This is a genomic window from Agromyces molybdatiresistens (assembly GCF_052748445.2).
This window is the reverse complement of record NZ_CM188258.1, coordinates 2,634,909-2,651,143: the sequence shown is the minus strand read 5'-3', so window position 1 is coordinate 2,651,143 and position 16,235 is coordinate 2,634,909. Positions and strand designations below refer to the sequence as shown.

At 73.2% G+C, this 16,235-nt stretch carries 20 protein-coding genes; 14 read left to right on the top strand and 6 right to left on the bottom strand.

Annotated elements, in window-relative coordinates; genetic code table 11:
- The first annotated feature begins 10 nt into the window (after nucleotides 1–10).
- Complete coding sequence (locus ACULK2_RS12150) at nucleotides 11–805, top strand: class I SAM-dependent methyltransferase (protein ID WP_445967493.1); 795 nt, start codon at nucleotides 11–13, stop codon at nucleotides 803–805.
- A 4-nt stretch (nucleotides 806–809) separates the two neighbouring features.
- Here the strand turns inward: ACULK2_RS12150 and ACULK2_RS12145 are convergent, their stop codons facing one another.
- Nucleotides 810–2,078: a DUF7363 domain-containing protein gene (locus tag ACULK2_RS12145; protein ID WP_445967492.1), complete on the bottom strand. Its 1,269-nt coding sequence runs from the start codon at nucleotides 2,076–2,078 to the stop codon at nucleotides 810–812.
- A gap of 245 nt (nucleotides 2,079–2,323) precedes the next feature.
- Between ACULK2_RS12145 and ACULK2_RS12140 the strand changes: the two genes are divergently transcribed.
- From ACULK2_RS12140 to ACULK2_RS12130, 3 genes are all read left to right on the top strand, one after another.
- On the top strand, nucleotides 2,324–3,289 hold the full coding sequence (locus tag ACULK2_RS12140) for a DMT family transporter (RefSeq protein WP_445967491.1): 966 nt from the start codon (nucleotides 2,324–2,326) through the stop codon (nucleotides 3,287–3,289).
- 106 nt (nucleotides 3,290–3,395) lie between these two features.
- Complete coding sequence (gene ychF / locus ACULK2_RS12135; RefSeq protein ID WP_445967490.1) at nucleotides 3,396–4,469, top strand: redox-regulated ATPase YchF; 1,074 nt, start codon at nucleotides 3,396–3,398, stop codon at nucleotides 4,467–4,469.
- Between the two features lie 78 nt (nucleotides 4,470–4,547).
- On the top strand, nucleotides 4,548–5,339 hold the full coding sequence (locus ACULK2_RS12130) for a GNAT family N-acetyltransferase (protein WP_445967489.1): 792 nt from the start codon (nucleotides 4,548–4,550) through the stop codon (nucleotides 5,337–5,339).
- 13 nt (nucleotides 5,340–5,352) lie between these two features.
- On the opposite strand, the gene ACULK2_RS12125 is transcribed toward ACULK2_RS12130, so the two are convergent.
- On the bottom strand, nucleotides 5,353–5,646 hold the full coding sequence (locus ACULK2_RS12125) for a putative quinol monooxygenase (protein WP_445967488.1): 294 nt from the start codon (nucleotides 5,644–5,646) through the stop codon (nucleotides 5,353–5,355).
- Nucleotides 5,647–5,810: 164 nt separating this feature from the next.
- On the opposite strand from ACULK2_RS12125, the gene ACULK2_RS12120 reads away from it, so the two are divergent.
- From ACULK2_RS12120 to ACULK2_RS12110, 3 genes are all read left to right on the top strand, one after another.
- Nucleotides 5,811–6,392: an RNA polymerase sigma factor gene (locus tag ACULK2_RS12120; RefSeq protein WP_445967487.1), complete on the top strand. Its 582-nt coding sequence runs from the start codon at nucleotides 5,811–5,813 to the stop codon at nucleotides 6,390–6,392.
- Nucleotides 6,393–6,470: 78 nt separating this feature from the next.
- On the top strand, nucleotides 6,471–7,805 hold the full coding sequence (locus ACULK2_RS12115; RefSeq protein WP_445967486.1) for a hypothetical protein: 1,335 nt from the start codon (nucleotides 6,471–6,473) through the stop codon (nucleotides 7,803–7,805).
- An 83-nt stretch (nucleotides 7,806–7,888) separates the two neighbouring features.
- Nucleotides 7,889–8,098 carry a dodecin gene (locus ACULK2_RS12110; protein ID WP_430645710.1) on the top strand — a complete coding sequence of 70 codons (210 nt, stop codon included), beginning with the start codon at nucleotides 7,889–7,891 and terminating at the stop codon, nucleotides 8,096–8,098.
- A gap of 50 nt (nucleotides 8,099–8,148) precedes the next feature.
- Here the strand turns inward: ACULK2_RS12110 and ACULK2_RS12105 are convergent, their stop codons facing one another.
- Nucleotides 8,149–8,763, bottom strand: coding sequence for a 1-acyl-sn-glycerol-3-phosphate acyltransferase (locus tag ACULK2_RS12105; RefSeq protein ID WP_445967485.1), 615 nt, complete (start codon nucleotides 8,761–8,763; stop codon nucleotides 8,149–8,151).
- 153 nt (nucleotides 8,764–8,916) lie between these two features.
- On the opposite strand from ACULK2_RS12105, the gene ACULK2_RS12100 reads away from it, so the two are divergent.
- Nucleotides 8,917–9,675 (top strand): hypothetical protein, encoded by a 759-nt coding sequence (locus ACULK2_RS12100; RefSeq protein WP_445967484.1) that lies wholly within the window; start codon nucleotides 8,917–8,919, stop codon nucleotides 9,673–9,675.
- Between the two features lie 4 nt (nucleotides 9,676–9,679).
- Here ACULK2_RS12100 and ACULK2_RS12095 read toward each other — a convergent pair whose 3' ends face one another.
- A complete protein-coding gene (locus ACULK2_RS12095) occupies nucleotides 9,680–10,174 on the bottom strand; it encodes a hypothetical protein (RefSeq protein WP_445967483.1) in 495 nt (164 codons plus the stop codon).
- Between the two features lie 146 nt (nucleotides 10,175–10,320).
- Nucleotides 10,321–10,551, bottom strand: coding sequence for a hypothetical protein (locus ACULK2_RS12090; RefSeq protein WP_445967482.1), 231 nt, complete (start codon nucleotides 10,549–10,551; stop codon nucleotides 10,321–10,323).
- A gap of 31 nt (nucleotides 10,552–10,582) precedes the next feature.
- Here ACULK2_RS12090 and ACULK2_RS12085 point away from each other — a divergent pair, with 31 nt between their 5' ends.
- The 5 genes from ACULK2_RS12085 (at nucleotide 10,583) to ACULK2_RS12065 (ending at nucleotide 13,528) form a co-directional block, all read left to right on the top strand.
- Nucleotides 10,583–11,017, top strand: a complete 435-nt coding sequence (locus tag ACULK2_RS12085) for a MarR family winged helix-turn-helix transcriptional regulator (RefSeq protein ID WP_445967481.1) — start codon at nucleotides 10,583–10,585, stop codon at nucleotides 11,015–11,017.
- 205 nt (nucleotides 11,018–11,222) lie between these two features.
- Nucleotides 11,223–11,564 (top strand): DUF7882 family protein, encoded by a 342-nt coding sequence (locus tag ACULK2_RS12080; protein WP_445967480.1) that lies wholly within the window; start codon nucleotides 11,223–11,225, stop codon nucleotides 11,562–11,564.
- A gap of 45 nt (nucleotides 11,565–11,609) precedes the next feature.
- Complete coding sequence (locus ACULK2_RS12075; protein ID WP_445967479.1) at nucleotides 11,610–12,506, top strand: Fpg/Nei family DNA glycosylase; 897 nt, start codon at nucleotides 11,610–11,612, stop codon at nucleotides 12,504–12,506.
- Between the two features lie 84 nt (nucleotides 12,507–12,590).
- Nucleotides 12,591–13,340 carry an LON peptidase substrate-binding domain-containing protein gene (locus ACULK2_RS12070; RefSeq protein ID WP_445967478.1) on the top strand — a complete coding sequence of 250 codons (750 nt, stop codon included), beginning with the start codon at nucleotides 12,591–12,593 and terminating at the stop codon, nucleotides 13,338–13,340.
- Nucleotides 13,337–13,528, top strand: a complete 192-nt coding sequence (locus ACULK2_RS12065) for a hypothetical protein (RefSeq protein WP_445967477.1) — start codon at nucleotides 13,337–13,339, stop codon at nucleotides 13,526–13,528. The genes ACULK2_RS12070 and ACULK2_RS12065 overlap by 4 nt, the downstream gene beginning before the upstream one ends.
- A gap of 27 nt (nucleotides 13,529–13,555) precedes the next feature.
- Here ACULK2_RS12065 and ACULK2_RS12060 read toward each other — a convergent pair whose 3' ends face one another.
- Complete coding sequence (locus ACULK2_RS12060) at nucleotides 13,556–14,293, bottom strand: hypothetical protein (protein WP_501044927.1); 738 nt, start codon at nucleotides 14,291–14,293, stop codon at nucleotides 13,556–13,558.
- Nucleotides 14,294–14,587: 294 nt separating this feature from the next.
- Between ACULK2_RS12060 and ACULK2_RS12055 the strand changes: the two genes are divergently transcribed.
- Nucleotides 14,588–16,174 carry a VWA domain-containing protein gene (locus ACULK2_RS12055; RefSeq protein WP_445967475.1) on the top strand — a complete coding sequence of 529 codons (1,587 nt, stop codon included), beginning with the start codon at nucleotides 14,588–14,590 and terminating at the stop codon, nucleotides 16,172–16,174.
- Nucleotides 16,175–16,235 lie beyond the last annotated feature (61 nt).

Sequence of the window (16,235 nt, the reverse complement as noted above, 5' to 3'; positions counted from 1 at the left end):
GGGGTGGGCGATGACTGGCGAGGACGACACGGCGACCGGCGTGCACGGCGGACTCGTGGTCGACCCGGCCGATCCCGACACCGTGCGCGCCGCGCGTTCGTTCGGCGCCGTGGCATCCGTCTACGGGGCGGCGAGGCCGGGCTACCCGATCGAGGCGGTCGAGTGGCTCGTCGGCGACGCGCGGCGCGTGCTCGACCTCGGCGCCGGCACCGGACGGTTGACCGAGGCGCTCGTCGCGCTCGACCGCGACGTGATCGCGGTCGACCCGGTCGAGGAGATGCTCGAGGAGCTCGAGATCAGGGTGCCGGGCGTGCCGCGCATCCTGGGCACCGCAGAGGACCTGCCGGTCGAGGACGCCTCGGTCGACGCGGTCGTCGCGGGGCAGGCGTGGCACTGGTTCCAGCGCGATCGCGCCGTGCCCGAGATCGCGCGCGTGCTCCGCACCGGCGGCGTCCTCGGGCTCGCGTGGAACGCGCGGGACACGGGCGCCGACTGGCTCCGCGAGGCGGGCGAGATCATGCACGAGCGCCACGACGCGTCGACGTCGTTCGCATCCTACGTGCGCGTGGGCGCACCGTTCGGGGCGGTCGAGTCGCACCGGGTGGAGTGGGTCGAGCGGATGTCGCGGGCGAGGTTCCTCGACCTGGTGCGCTCGCGAAGCCACTGGCTGACCTCCCCGCCCGACGAGCAGCGCGCGGTGATCGCGGCCGTCGAGACGCTGCTGGCCACGCACCCGGACGTCGCCGGCGCCGACGAACTGGCGGTGCCGTACGTGACGCACTGCTTCCGCACGATCCGGAGCTGAGCGCTCAGGCCGCCTGCGCCCGGGCGTCGGGGTGCCCGTACACCGCGTACGCGAGCGCGCACGCCTCGCCGGCCGCCCGTGCGGTCTCGCGTGCCCGGCGCGAGGCCCGGTCGAGGGGCGAGCCGGCCGCGAGTTCCGCGGAGAACGTCGACAGGAAGAGCTCGGAGAGGGTGCTCCGGCCGCCGCTTCCGGCGCATTCCACGACCACGCCCGCGCCGTTCCGCATCGCGTCGAGCGCTCCGCCGTCCGGCGCGCCGCCGGTGCCGGAGCCGAGGGCGACGACGGACGCGGAGGCGATCGCGGTCGCGGTGCGCGGCCCCGCGGCATCCGCCCCCGACAGGCGCACCGCCGACGGCGGCGCCACGTCGTAGAGCCAGCGGGTGAGGCCGAACTGCCCGAGGAACGGATCATGCTCGGACGGGTCGCCGTTCGGGCAGCAGACGACGACGAGCTCCCACGGCAGCTCGGTCTCTCCGGTGGTCTGGACGACGAGCCCGTCGAGGCGGTCGCGGTGGGCCCAGAGCAGGTCGCGGGCGCGCCGGTCGAGGAGCCGCGCCGCGAGCCTCGCGCCGACCTCGCGCAGACCCTGCTCCACGGCACGCGCGCGCTCCGCGTCCGGCACGTCGGCACCCGCCGCCTTGGCCAGGGCGAGGGAGGCGCGCACCTCGCCGACGAGGCGCGCCTTGTCGTGGAGGCGGACCTTGAAGCGGTGATGCTCGCCGCCGACCGAGATCGCCGCGTGGAGGATGGAACGGCCTCGCGCGATCTCCTCGTCGATCCGCAGGGTCGGGCGGCTCGAGAGGACCCGGTCGGCGGGCGCCATGCGCGCCGAGGCGCGGGCGATGCCGGCCTGGTCGTGATCGTCGGAGTCGACGACCTCGCTCGTGAGCCTCACGGTCGCGAGCGGCAGTTCGCCGACGCCCCGTACGAGGACGATCACCTCGGCAGGGCCGCGGTCGGCGGCGAGGAGAGTGAATCGGACCTCGGCGGAGCCCGACGGCGGGAGCCGCAGCTGGCGACTCCGGCGCGCGCCGACGACGAAGCGCAGTCCGCGGGGCACGACCGTGACGGTGACGGGGCCGTTCGGGGCCGAGCGGGTCGTTCCGCCGGCCGCCGGCGCCGGCGTTCCGGCTCCGGCCGCGCCCGCGGCATCCGCTCGCACGAGGCGGACCGTCAGCGTCGCCGCCGAGCCGGCCGTCACGATCGGCGTGAGCTCCGCCTGGAGGTACGCCGCTGCGGCGTCCCCTGTGACGACGCGCTCGTCCTGCAGCATCCGTGCTCCCTTCGCCGGCCGGCGGCCGTGCATGCTCCGAGGCGCCCGCGACGGGCGCCTGACGCGACGGTAGGCGAGCGCAGCCCGAGCCGCCTCAGGGCGGACACCGAACCGCACCGCGAGTCCGCCGGCCCGCCTGGGGACGCCTGCGACCCGGCCGGCGCGACCACCCTGCGAAACCGCAGGTGGGAGGGTGGAACCGGCTCTCGGCGTCCGCACAGCCCCGCAGGCCGTAGCATTCCCCGGTGCCACGTCGCCGCGCCTTCGTCCTGCTCTCGCTCGCCAACCTGTTCTGGGCGGGCAACTTCGTCTTCTCGGCGATCATCTCCGATCAGGTCGATCCGGTCTCGCTGACGTTCTGGCGGTGGTCGCTCGCGGCCGTGCCGCTGCTCGTCGTGGCGTGGATCGTGGAGCGCCCCGACTGGCGTGCCGCGGCCCGGGAATGGCGCCGGCACCTCGTGCAGTCGGTGTTCGGCCTGACCGGGTACGCGCTGCTGCTCTACGCGGGCATCGGCATGACCGGTTCGGTGACGGCATCCGTGATCAGCGCCATCAACCCGGCGACGATCGCGCTCGCCGCGGCGGTCCTGCTGGGCGAGCGGATGTCGCGGACGCAGGTCGCGGGCATCGTGCTCGCGTTCGCCGGGGTCGCCGTGGTGCTGACCGGCGGCGACCCGGTCGCGGCGTTCGCGAACGGGTTCGGGCTCGGCGACCTGCTCGTCCTCGGAGCCGTGGCCGCCTGGACGGTGTACTCGATCATCGCCCGGCGTCTCGCGACCCCGCCGATCACCGCGACCGCGCTGCAGGCCGTGTTCGCCACCGTCACGATGCTGCCGGTGATCGCCGCCACCGGCCTCACGACGCCCTCCGACGCAGGGGGAGCGCTCGCTGTCGCGTACATCGTGCTGCTGCCCTCGGTCGCCGGCTACGCCCTCTGGAACGCGGGCTCCGCGAGCCTCGGGCCCGCTCGCTCCGGAGTCTTCCTCAACCTCCTGCCGGTCTTCACCGTGGTGATCGCGCTGCTCCTCGGCCGGCCCATCGATCCGGCCGCGATCATCGGCGGCGCGGTCGTGCTGGCGGGCGTGTACCTGACCGTGCGCGTCGCGAGGCCGCCGACCGCCGCGGCCCCCGACGAGCCGGGGCTCGCCGCCGCGCGGCCGATCGACGGGGCACCGACGGGGCCGATCGCACGGCCGTCGCCGGGCGCCTGACGGCGGCCACGGAGCGCCGCACGTCGACCGGACGGCGCATCCGTCCGGCCCGGCGGGTCCGACGCCGGCGCGGGCGGCAGGCGCCCCGCCGGTAGACTGGTCGCCCGTGGCACTCACCATCGGAATCGTCGGTCTCCCGAACGTCGGCAAGTCGACCCTCTTCAACGCCCTCACCAAGAACACGGTGCTCGCGGCGAACTACCCGTTCGCGACGATCGAGCCGAACATCGGCGTGGTGAACCTGCCCGACCCGCGGCTCGAGGTGCTCGCCGGCATCTTCGGCTCCGAGCGGATCCTGCCGGCAGCGGTGTCGTTCGTCGACATCGCCGGCATCGTCAAGGGTGCGAGCGAGGGCGAGGGGCTCGGCAACAAGTTCCTCGCGAACATCCGCGAGGCCGACGCGATCGCGCAGGTCGTGCGCGGCTTCGAGGATTCCGACGTCGTCCACGTCGACGGCAAGGTCGACCCGAAGAACGACATGGAGACGATCAACACCGAGCTGATCCTCGCCGACCTCGAGACCCTCGAGCGCGCCATCACGCGCTACGAGAAGGAGGTCAAGGGGAAGAAGCTCGACCCGTCGGTGCTCGCCGCCGCGAAGGAGGCGCAGGAGGTCCTGCAGAAGGGCACGCCGCTGTCGGCGGCGTCCGTCGATCTCGCCCCCATCAGGGAGCTCGGCCTGCTCACCGCGAAGCCGTTCATCTACGTCTTCAACGTCGACGAGGCGGTGCTGACGGATGCCGCCCGCAGGGCGGAACTGGCGGCGCTCGTCGCGCCCGCCGAGGCGGTCTTCCTCGACGCGAAGATCGAGTCGGAGCTCATCGACCTCGATCCCGAGGACGCCGCGGAGCTGCTCGCCTCCACCGGCCAGGAGGAGTCGGGGCTCGACCAGCTGGCGCGCGTCGGCTTCGACACGCTCGGCCTGCAGACCTACCTCACCGCCGGTCCCAAGGAGTCGCGGGCCTGGACGATCCACAAGGGCGACAAGGCTCCGCAGGCGGCCGGCGTCATCCACACCGACTTCGAGAAGGGCTTCATCAAGGCCGAGGTCATCTCGTTCGCCGACCTCGTCGAGACCGGCTCGGTCGCCGAGGCGCGCGCGAAGGGCAAGGCCCGCATGGAGGGCAAGGACTACGTCATGCAGGACGGCGACGTGGTCGAGTTCCGCTTCAACGTCTGACCGCCGAGCGGAGCGAGAGGCGGACGACATGACGCAGCGCGCCCGCAGGCGGAGACTCCCGACGATCGAGGGGGAGCAGTGGTCGACCGCGCCGGACTGCTGAGGGCCTACGACGACCAACTGCGGACGGATGCCGAGACGCCGAGCGCGATCGCGGTCGAGCGCCTCGGCCCGTTGCGCCTCGTCACCTTCGCCGGCGGCCGCGGATTCGTGACGTACCGCGACCTGGGCGGGGCGGATGCCGCGGGCGTCGACCGCCTCGTCGCCGATGCCGTCGCGTACTACGAACTGCAGCCCTCGATCGTGAAGGTGGAGTGGAAGACCCGCGGGCACGACCTCGCCCCCGGGTTGCACGAGTCGCTCGTCGCGCACGGGTTCGCGCCCGGCGAACCCGAGTCGATCATGATCGGCGAGGCGGTCCGCTTGGCCGGCGACGTCCCGCTGCCCGACGGCGTCGCTCTGCGGAGGGTCACGGCGGAGCACGACGTCCGCGCGATGAGCGCCATGCAGGACGAGGTGTTCGGCGATCCCGTCTCCGACGCGATGGCCGACGCGATCCTGCGGCGACTCGCGCTCCACGACGGCATGGAACTCTGGGTCGCCGAGACCGCCGAGGGCGAGATCGTGAGCGCCGGACGCCTCGAGCCGGTGGCGGGCACCGACTTCGCCGGCATCTGGGGCGGCGCCACGCGCGAGGGATGGCGCGGGCGCGGCATCTACCGCGCGCTGACCGCGGCGCGCGCGCGGTCCGCGCTCGCAGTGGGGAAGACGTTGATCCACAGCGATTCGACCGAGTTCTCGCGGCCGATCCTCGAGCGCTCGGGCCTCGTCAAGGTCTCGACCACGACGCCGTACCTCCGGCGGCGATGAGCGCACCGGCCGCTCAGGCGAGGGGCCGGATCACCGTCACCCGGAACGGCGCGGCCATGAGGTCGGTCAGCGGGCCGAACGCGTTCGTCGCCATCGCTTCCTCGAGATGCTCCATCCGCGCCTCGACCGACTCCCAGTCCGCCATCTCGACGAGCACGTCCGGGTCGTCGAGGACCTCGTAGCGGGTGCTGCCGAGGAAGCCGCGTCGATCGGCCCCTCGATCGGCGACGAGGTCGTCGAGCAGACGCTTGAGCTCGTCGCGCCGGCCGGGCTGGGCCTGCATCTCGATGATCACCGTGATGGCCATGTCGCCGTCCTTCCGAGCGCCCCGCAGTCGAGGAATGCTCAGAGGGTACGGCACTCGGGGGCCCGGCCGCACCCCGTATTCCCGCCGGGCATCCCGCGGCCGCGACATCCGTCGGAATGCGCCGGCGCGTGCAAGACTCGGCTCGATCGCGACACAGACAGGTCGTGAGGATCGCCAGCACCGACGCCGCAGCCGAGACGAGCCAGGGGGTTCCGATGCCCGATGCCGCGGAGCCGCCCGCGATGCCGGCGCCCGGGGACGACCTGGCCTGGTTCACCGAGGTCGTGCACGAGCACTCGACCGCGCTCGTGAAGTACTTCGCGCGCCGCGGCCCGCGGCAGGATGCCGAGGACCTCGCGGCGGACGTCTTCGCGACCGCCTGGCGGCGCCGCGACGACGTGCCGCGCGAGGCGGTGCTCCCGTGGCTGTACCGCACGGCCGGGTTCACGCTCGCCAACCACCGGCGCAAGCTCGTCGACCTCCCGGTCGACCGGGTGCCCGACTCCGGCAGCACCCGCGTCGGCGACGACCCCGAGCTCAGCGCGCTGTTCGACGCCGAGCTCCGCGGCGCACTGCAGAGCATCGGCGAACGCGACCGCGGCATCATCCTGCTCCATGCGTGGGAGGGCCTCGACGGCGACGAGCTCGCCCAGGTGCTCGGCATCTCCCGGTCGGGGGCGGATGCGGCGCTCTCGCGGGCCCGGAAGCGCCTCCGCGAGGCGTGGGGCGAGCGCCTGTCGTTCTGAAGGTGCAAGGTTCCGCGGCCGCGGGACACAGGCATGGGTGAGACAGGACGCCACGGAGACGGAGCGAGGGTGAGCGACATGGGCGACGAGACGGACCGACGCGATCCGGTGGAGCAGCTGCGCGCCGCCGACCCGGCCGCGGAGGTGGAGCCGCGGGACGGGTTCGCCGACGAGGTGGTCGCGCGCGTCGCGGCCGAGGCCGACGGCGAGCGGGGTCGGGCGGTCGCGCCGGCGACGACGGATGCCGCGGCGTCCGACCAGCCGACGGTCGTCGACCTCGGCGTCGAACGCGATCGTCGTCGCCCGCGCTGGATCCCGGTCGCGGCCGTCGCGGCATCGCTCGCGGTCGTCGGTGCCGTCGGCTACGGCGTCGGTGCGACGACGGCGCAGCCGACGAACCTCGCGGATGCCGCAGCCCCGCCGATCTCGCTGCAGGACCAGGGGGCTGCCGGGTCGACCGAGGGCGGCCTCGTCGCGCCCGGTGCGGCCGAGCAGCGGATGGCGGGCGACGCCGCCCTCTCCTCCCCCTACGGCTTCGGGCGCAACTCCTTCAGTGCCACCGGGCTCTCGACCGCCGGCGGCAGCGCGGCCGCGTACGCGTTCGACGCGCCCGCGGCGTCCGACCCCGAGACGGTCGGCGCGCTCGCCGCGGCGCTGGGCGTCGAGGGTGAGCCCGTGCTCGCGAATGGCGCCTGGACGGTCGGCCCGCAGGACGGCACCGCACCGACCCTGTGGGTCTCCCTCGACGGCACGATGAGCTTCTCGTACTCCGACCCCGCGAAGGATCCGTGGGTCTGCGAGGAGGGCGCCGACGTGTGCGAGCCGTCGGGCGAACTGCCGAGCGAGGCGGCCGCGATCGACGCGATGCGCGCGCTCCTCGCGGCGGCCGGACGGGATCCGGGGGCGTACGAGATCACCTCGGAGACCTGGGAGGGCGCGGTCACCCGGAGCGCGACCGCCCTGCCCGTCGTCGACGGGCAGGCGATCGACACCGGCTGGTCGGTCGAGGTGACCACCGACGGCATCTTCAGCGCCTACGGCGCCCTCGCGGAGCTCGTCCCGATGGGCGACTACGCGGTGGTCGGCGAGCAGGAGGCGTTCGAGCGGCTCTCCGACCCGCGGTTCGGGGCGCAGATGACGATCATGCCCCTCGCGGTGCAGGAGCAGGTCGACGAGGAGATCACCGAGTGGGTGCCGCCCACCGAACCGCCCGCCGTACCGGCGGCGGGGACCGCCCTGTCGTGGCCCGTGAACGACGTCGAGATCGTCGATGCGCGCCTGGGGCTCGCGAGCCAGTGGCAACCCGACGGCAGCGTGCTCGTCGTCCCGGCCTATGAGTTCACCGACGCCGACGGCGGTGCGTGGTCGGTCGTCGCGGTCGCCGACGAGGAGCTCGACTTCTCGGTGGAGTAGACCGCAGGCGCCCTGTCGGCGACCGGGAGATCGGGCTAGGGTCGAGGGATCCCGCGCCGATGCGGGAGGGGGAGCCGAGGCACATGAGCGATCACGTCTACCGCGTCACCGAGATCGTCGGCAGTTCGCCCGAGGGCACCGACACGGCGATCCGCAACGCCATCGCACGCGCGACCGCGACGCTGCGGCACGTCGACTGGTTCGAGGTCGTGTCGACCCGCGGCGTCGTCGAGGACGGCGGGGTCGCACACTTCCAGGTCACCCTGAAGGTCGGGTTCCGCCTCGACGAGTAGCCGCGCGGTGCGTCGCCGGCGTCGCCGGTGCGCTCCTCACGCGGCGTCGGTCACGCGGCGCCGGTCGCGCCGTCGGCGCCGGAACCGCCGCCGTCGTCGCTCGGCTCGGCGCGCAGTCGCGGCTCGGCGCGGAGCGCGGGCCGGATGCCGGCCTTGTCGGCGTAGAACTCCCGGATGCGATCCATGTCGGCGGCGACGTTCCCGGTGAGCTCGAACGTGGGCCCGAGGCCCGTCGTCATCGTCGAGCGATCCACGAAGCCGAGCGTCACCGCCATGCCGGTCTCGCGGGCGATGCGGTAGAAGCCCGACTTCCAGTACGCGTTCGAGCCGCGTGTGCCGTCCGGCGTCACGACCAGGCCGAACACCTCGCCCGCCCGGATGCGCGCGACGACCTCGTCGACGACGCGGCTCGGGTCGTCGCGGTCGACGGGGATGCCGCCGAGCCGGTGCATGACCGGTCCGCGCCATCCGCGGAAGAGGCTCTTCTTGCCCAACCATCGCACGTCGATCCGGTAATGCCATGCGATCGCGAGCATGAGCACGAAGTCCCAGTTCGACGTATGCGGCGCGCCGATCAGCACGGAGGGCCGGTCCGGGGCGGACTCGCCCGCGAGGGACCACCTGCTGAGGGCCCAGTAGACGCGGGAGACGAGTCGTCGGAGCATCCGGCAACCCTATGCGAGGTCGCATGCGCGAAGCGGCATGCGAGGCCTCGGAGGGTCGGCGGTCCGAGCCGCGGGGTATCGATCGGATCTCGGTCGCGTTCCGGCGCCGGGTGCGCGGATGCCTCGAGGCCGCCGGATCCATATGATCGCGCTGTGGACCCGAACACCGCACGCACGACGCTCCAGATCGCGCCCGACACCCGGCTCACGCTCGAGCTGATCGATGAGGCCTACCAGCGCGAGCTCTGGCTGCGGCATCCCTCGCGCTATCCCGACGCCGAGGGACGGCGCGCCGCCGAGACGTGGCGCGACGCTCTGGGTCGCGCGCGGGCCGTGCTCGTGGCCGAGCTCTCCGCGCCGACCGGCTCGGCGCCGACGGCGGCACGGTCGCGTCGGCGGCTGCCCGGAGCGGCGATCGCCGGCATCGCGGCCGGCGGCGTCCTGCTGGTCGGCACGCTCGTCGCCGGCGGGATCGGCCTCTTCGTGCTCGTGCAGGGCGTCGCCGAGACCGCGATCGCGGAGTCCTCGGAAGCCGGCGGCGGAGGCTGGGGCGACGAGGGGCCCGCCGCGCCGGGCGCCGACGACATCGCACGGTACGAATCCTTCGAGACCGGCTACGAGTTCCCGGCGGCACTCGAGATGTACTGGGACGGACGGTACGACGACGCCTGCGCGATCGGATTCGCGGAGGGATGCTGGCAGGCCGCGCTGTTCACCGAGGCCGACTGCGACGAGCTCGAGATCACGCTCGCGTTCAACGACGACGCCGAGTCCTCGGTCGCGGTCGAGACCGAGACCCGTCTCGTCTCCGGCGTGCACGCGGCCGAGGCGGTCCCCGTCGTCTTCGGCAACGACGAGCGGGACTACGGCTGGGTGGACCAGGTGGCCTGCACCGACGGCGCGACCACCTGACGCGTCAGGATGCCGCGGGCGGGCGCAACCCGAGTCGCTCTCGCTCCGCCAGGGTCCAGTCGCTGCGCCGCCTCCGGCGCACGTGCCCGACTCCGACGCCGAGCGCGATGAGCGCGGCGCCCACGAGGTACGTGGCCCAGAACCAGGGTTGGAATCCGGGCGCGAGCAGCACGTAGAGGGCGCCGACGAGGATGACGGCGATGCCGGCGGCCTCGGCGACGACCGCGGCCAGGCGCATGCCGTTCATCGCGGGGGCCGAGGCGAGGAGGGCGTACGTCGCCGCATGCCCGTCTCGGACGCGCTCGACCAGGTCGCGTTCGGCCGACGGCGGCATGCCCGCGAGCACGGAGGTCAGTTGCTCGGCGCGGCGCAGGTCGTCGCCGCCCCGGCCGAACCGCGTGGCAACGGCTGCGCCGACGACCGTCAGGACCGCGACGATCACCGGGATGACGGCGGTCCCGACCGCCGTGGTCCCCGACTCCGTCGGCACCGGGATCATCGCGCCTCCGTCCGCCGCGCAGCTCGGATGGGCTCATCGTAGACCTCGTGCACGCGACCGGGGACCGCGGGCGAGTCGGTCTCCGCGTGGAGTCTCGCTGAGCGCTCGTCCTCATCCGAGCGGCGCACCGTCCCCGGCGCGGGGACTCAGGGGCAGTGCAGGTGCGTGCGCGCGGTCGCGTCGCCCCGATCGATGCGATGCTCGGCCATGGGCGCCTCGCAGAGCGGGCACCTCGGGTCGGCCGGAGGGACGTACGGTGCCTCCGGGCGGCCGATGCCGACCTGCGCGGGTCCGGCGACGGGATAGAGGAACTGGTTGACGCGCGACCAGAACCCGGGCACGCCCTTCCACGGGTTCGGCAGCTTCTGTTCGTGCACGAATGATTAGTGTACAGACTATTCTTGGGAGATGACCGATCCGCTCGAACTCGACCGCCAGCTCTGCTTCGCGCTCGCCGCGACCAGCCGAGAGGTCGTGCGGCTCTACCGTCCGTCGCTCGAGCCGCTCGGGCTCACGCACCCGCAGTACCTCGTGATGCTGGCCCTGTGGGAGCGGAGTCCGCTGCGCCTGCGCGAGCTCGCCGATCGGCTGCACCTCGAGCCGGCGACCGCCAGCCCGCTGATCGGACGGCTCGAGGCGGCCGGGCTCGTGACGCGTCGACGGAGCGAGGCCGACGAGCGGGCCGTCGACATCCAGCTGACCGATGACGGCGAGGCCCTTCGCCGACGCGCCCTCGCGGTCCCGGTCGAGGTCATCGAACGACTCGGCTACCCGGTCGAGCGGCTCGAGGTCCTCCGAGACCAGCTGACCTCCCTGCTCGAGGCGGCGCAGCGCGTCGAGTGAACCCGGGGGAGGTATCGAGCACGTCGGGACACCCCGTGTCAAGTCCCTCCCGCGATCGCGGATCAGTACGTACAACTGACTTCGCGGGTCCCCGAAGCCCGCACGCAGGCCGTCGGTCACCTCGTGGAGTTCGACCACGTGGGCGTCCCGGATCCCGGGCGACCGACGGCCTGACCCGTGTCGTCGTCATGCCCGGAAGGACCCATTGGGAACGCTCCACCTCGGTCGGCTCACCCGCATCGACCTCCCCGATGCCGCGCTCGCCCACGTGCACGCCGTCCTCATCGCCAAGCTCCGCGTCCACGAGCCCGTCCTGCTCGGATGGGCGATGCCCGACGGGCGTCGCGACGAGGTGCTCGTGCACCCCACGCTCTCGATCGTCGTCCGCTACGACGAGGACGACTCGTGCCGACTCGACCGCGCCTGGGTCGAGCGGCTCATGCGCGCGGCGAACGGCGTCGGCGGCCTGCAGCTGACGCCCGAGCTCGTCGAGGGCATGGCCGCCGTCGGCGGCTCGACCGCGGGCTCGCCCACGCCGGCGGACTGAGTCGCGGCGGTCGCGGATGTCGGCCGCCGGTGCCACCATGGACGCGTGCCCGAGATGCCCGAGGTCGAGGCGCTCGCCGGGTTCCTCGGCGAGCGCCTGGTCGGGCATGCCGTCGCGTCCGCACGCGTGGCGGCGATCGCCGCCCTCAAGACCTTCGACCCGCCCCTGCACGCGATCGAGGGGCGGCCGATCATCGCGGTGCGACGCCACGGCAAGTTCCTCGACCTCGGGATCGGCGGGGCGGATGCCGCGGACGGCGGCCCCGCGGGCGAAGCGCTGCACCTCGTGTTCCATCTCGCCCGAGCGGGGTGGCTCCGCTGGTACGACGTGCTCCCGGCGACGGTGGTCCGCCCGGGGCGCTCGCCGATCGCGCTCCGGGTGCGCCTCGACGACGGTTCGGGGTTCGACCTCACCGAGGCCGGAACGAAGAAGTCGCTCGCGGTGTACGTGGTCCGCGACCCCGGCGACGTCCCCGGCGTCGCGCGCCTCGGTCCCGACCCGATGGCCGACGACTTCACGCTCGAACGCTTCGCCGCAGTGCTCGAGGGCCGCCGCACGCGGATCAAGGGACTCCTGCGCGACCAGTCCGTGCTCGCCGGCATCGGCAACGCCTATTCCGACGAGATCCTCCACGCCGCGAAGATGTCGCCCTACAAGATCGCCGCGACGCTCGACGAGGCCGAGGTCGACCGGTTGTACGCGGCGATGCGCGGCACGCTCGGCGAGGCGCTCGCCGAGGCATCCGGGAAGCCGGCCGCCGAGCTCAAGGACGCGAAGCGCCGTCGGCTGCGCGTGCACGGCCGGACGGGCGAGGCCTGCCCGGTGTGCGGCGACACGATCCGGCAGGTCGAGTTCCACGACTCGACCTTCCAGTACTGCCCGACGTGCCAGACCGGCGGCACACCGCTCGCCGACCGCGTCCTGTCGCGCCTGGTCAAGTGACCGCGGCTCCGAGCCGGCTGGGCGGATGCCGCGAGGGCGCTGTGGCATCGCCCGCGCGAGGCATCCCCGTGCTTGCATGCTGACATGGGCGCGTTCGCGATGTTCCCGCTCGGCAGCGTGCTGTTCCCCCACATGCCGCTCGCGCTGCGCGTGTTCGAACCGCGGTACCTCGTCATGATGTCGCGAGTCCTCGACGAGCACCCGAGCGATTTCGGCGTCGTGCTCATCGAGAGCGGTCGGGAGGCGGCCGGGGCCGAGGAGCAGCGCCGGTTCGGCGTGGGGACCATCGCCCGCATCACCGAACTCGGCGCGGCCGACGGCGATCTCGCCGTCGTCGCGCGGGGCGGCCGGCGGTTCGAGGTCGTCGAGTGGCTGCCCGACGATCCGCACCCGGCCGCCATCGTGCGCGACCTCCCGGAACTCGAGTGGGACGAGTCGCTCCGACCCCTGCTCGAGAAGGCCGACCTCGTGGTGCGCCGGACGATCGCGCGGGCGAGCGAGTTCGTCGAGCTGCCGTGGGACTCCGACGCGGCCCTGAGCGACGATCCCGCAGAGGCGTCCTGGCAGCTCGCGGGCATCGCGCCCCTGACCCAGCTGGACCAGGTCCGGCTGCTCGGCGCGACGAGCCTCCGCGGCCTCCTCACCGAGCTCGTGGACCTCACGCTGGGTGCGGGCGACGTGCTCACCGTCTCGTGGACCACCGAGGACGACCTCGACGCCGAGATCGCCGAGACGCTGGAACAGGCCGGCGACGCGTCGGGAGGGTCCGACGACGGTGCGGACGAGGACCCCGATGCCGAACCGGGCCCGGGACCCCGAGGAGGATCCACATGACCGATCGCTGGACGAGACTCGACTGTCCCGGCTGCGGTGCGACGGCCGCAGCGCTGGTCACCGTGGTGCCGACCATGGGCGACGCGGGCCTCGCCGTCTCCGACTACCGGTGCCCGAGCGGATGCCGCCTCGACGACGTGCACGCGCAGGTCGACGATTCGCTCGGCATCCGCCACGTGTTCGGCTGAGCTGCCGGCCCGCCGCCGCCGAGCCGCTCACACGTCGCGGGCGTGACGCGGCGCGTGCTCCGGATCGTCGGCGGACTCCCGTCGGACGGATGCCGGCTCGTCACCGGTTCGGACGGCGGGTTCCGCGTGCTGGTCGCTGGTTCGGATGGCGGGTTCCGCGTGCTGGTCGCTGGTTCGGATGGCGGGTTCCGCGTGCTGGTCGCTGGTTCGGATGGCGGGTTCCGCGTGCTCGTCGCCGGTTCGGATGGCGGGTTCCGCGTGCCGGTCGCCGTCCGGGTGGCCGTCGCGGTCCCGGTTGTCGGAACGGTCCTGGCTCTCGGTGCGTCCCGGGCGCTCGGCGTCGAGCGCCTCACGCTCAGCGCGTCCGCGGGGGTCGGCCGCGGGGGCGGCCCCGGCCGAAGCCCCGTCGGGGTCGAGTTCGGCCGCCTTCCGTTCCTGCTCGGCCTGCTCCGCGCGCAGCCGCTCCGCGTCGGTCTGGTGCTCGCGACCGGTCTCGGCCAGGCGTTCGGCCTCCAGTCGGGCACGGGCGGCGTCGGCCTCGGCAGCGCGGGCCGCGGCATCCGCCCGCATGGCCTCGGCCTCGCGCTCACGCGCCTGTCGTTCGGTCTCGGCGGCCTTCTCCCGGATCTCGGCGGCCTCGGCGCGCTGCGCCTCGGCGCGCGCCTCGCGCCGTCGGCCGGCCGTGGCGATGAGCACGACCGCGGCGACCACGACCAGGAAGACGATGATGCCGATGACGATCCAGATGGTGGTGCTGGTGTCCACGTTCGCACGTCCTTTCGTCCGGTTCGAGGTCACTCAAGCGCAGGCCGCGGCGCGGCGCATAGGGGTTGCGCGCCGAAGCGGGGTGTGGTTCGGGCGCCGTGGACCGAAGTTCGCGGAACGCTCAGGTTCCCTTACACTGGCAGCACCCTTCCCCCTGAACGGGGGAACCCGTTCAGACTGGGATCGGCGCCCCCCGACAGTGCCGGTCGGCTTGGAGTGTCCGTGGGACGTCATAGCGTCGCGGCTCCGGCGAAGAGGCCGAGCCGTGGTTTCATCCTGTCCATCATCGCCGGCGTGGCCGTGATCGGCGTCGTCGCTTCCGGCGTGTACCTGTGGGTCGGTGGTCACCTGAACCCGATCTTCGCCTCGGCCGAGGAGCCGGTCTGCGAGGAGGTCACGGAGCTGGCGATCGTGGCCGACACCTCGATCGCGACCGCGATCGAGGAGCTCGCCGCGGACTTCGACGCCGATCCAAAGCGCTGCGTCGAGACGACCGTGCGCGCCCAGGACTCGGCCGATACCGCGGCCGAGCTTGCGGCGGGCACGCTCGCCGCGGACGCGTGGGTGCCCGACTCGAGCAGCTGGCTGACGCGCACCGCGTCCACCGCTGCCTCGCTGGGCCTCGGCGCGCCGGAGGCGACCGCCGGCGACTCGGTCGCGACGTCCCCCGTGGTCTTCGCCGCACCCGCGAGCGATGCCCAGGAACTCGCCGCCGAGCCGGTCAGCTGGGCGCGCGTGCTGAACGGCACGCTCCCGGCGCTCCTGCCCGACCCCGAGGCATCCGCGGCGAGCCTCGCGAGCCTCTACGCCCTGAAGGGGCAGTCCTCGCCCGAGGACCCGAGGCAGTTCGCCGGCGCGCTCATCGCGCTCGGCAAGTCGATCCCGGCCACGGCGGATGCCGCCATGACCACGGTCGCGTCGGCGAGCACGCCGACCGTGGTGCTCACGAGCGAGGCCAGCGTCGCCGCGCACAACGCCGACGGGTCGGCCGAACCGCTCGTCGCGGCGTACCCGGAGGAGGGGACGATCGCGCTCGACTACCCGTTCGTGCGCATCGGCGACGACGCCCCGGCCGTCCTCGACACCTTCGAGGCCGCGCTCGCCACGGCCACCGATCACTTCCTCGAGGCGGGCTTCCGCGCACCCGACGGCTCGGGCGAGGTCGACTCGCCGGGGATCACCCCGACCGCGCCGCCCACGCAGACCGAGCTCGACGCCGCGGCGCAGATCGAGATCCTGCGCTCGTGGGGCGTCCTGACGCTGCGCTCGCGCATGCTCGCGGTGATCGACGTGTCCGGTTCGATGGAGGAGCCGGCAGACAACGGCCTGCGACGCATCGACATCTTCCAGCAGGCCGCCGTCGGCGCCATGTCGAAGTTCTCCGGCGAGGTCGAGCTCGGCGTGTGGATCTTCTCGACGGCCCGCAACGGCGACCTCGACTACGAGGACCTGTCGCCCATCGCGCCCCTCGCCGATGCGTCGCACACGCAGCAGATCCAGCAGATCATCGGCTCGCTGCCGGCCCGTCTCGGCGGCGCGACCGGGCTCTACGACACGACGCTCGGGGCGTTCAAGCGAGTGCAGGAGTCGTACGACCCCGAGAAGGTGAATTCGGTGCTCGTCATCACCGACGGAAAGAACGAGGACCAGAACGGCATCAGCCTCGACCAGCTGCTCGCCGAGCTCGACAAGCTCCAGGACCCGACCAAGCCCGTGGCCGTCATCATGATCGGCTTCGGTCCCGACACCGACCTCGACGCGATGAAGCGGATCGCGAAGGCGACGAAGGGCGGCGCCTACTCGGCGACCAAGCCGGAGGACCTCGGCACGGTGCTCGTCGACGCGCTGTCGCAGCGCACCTGCCGCCCGGACTGCGGTTGATCGGTCGGTCGACGCCGAGACGATGATGGGCGCCCTCCGTTCGGAGGGCGCCCATCGTGCG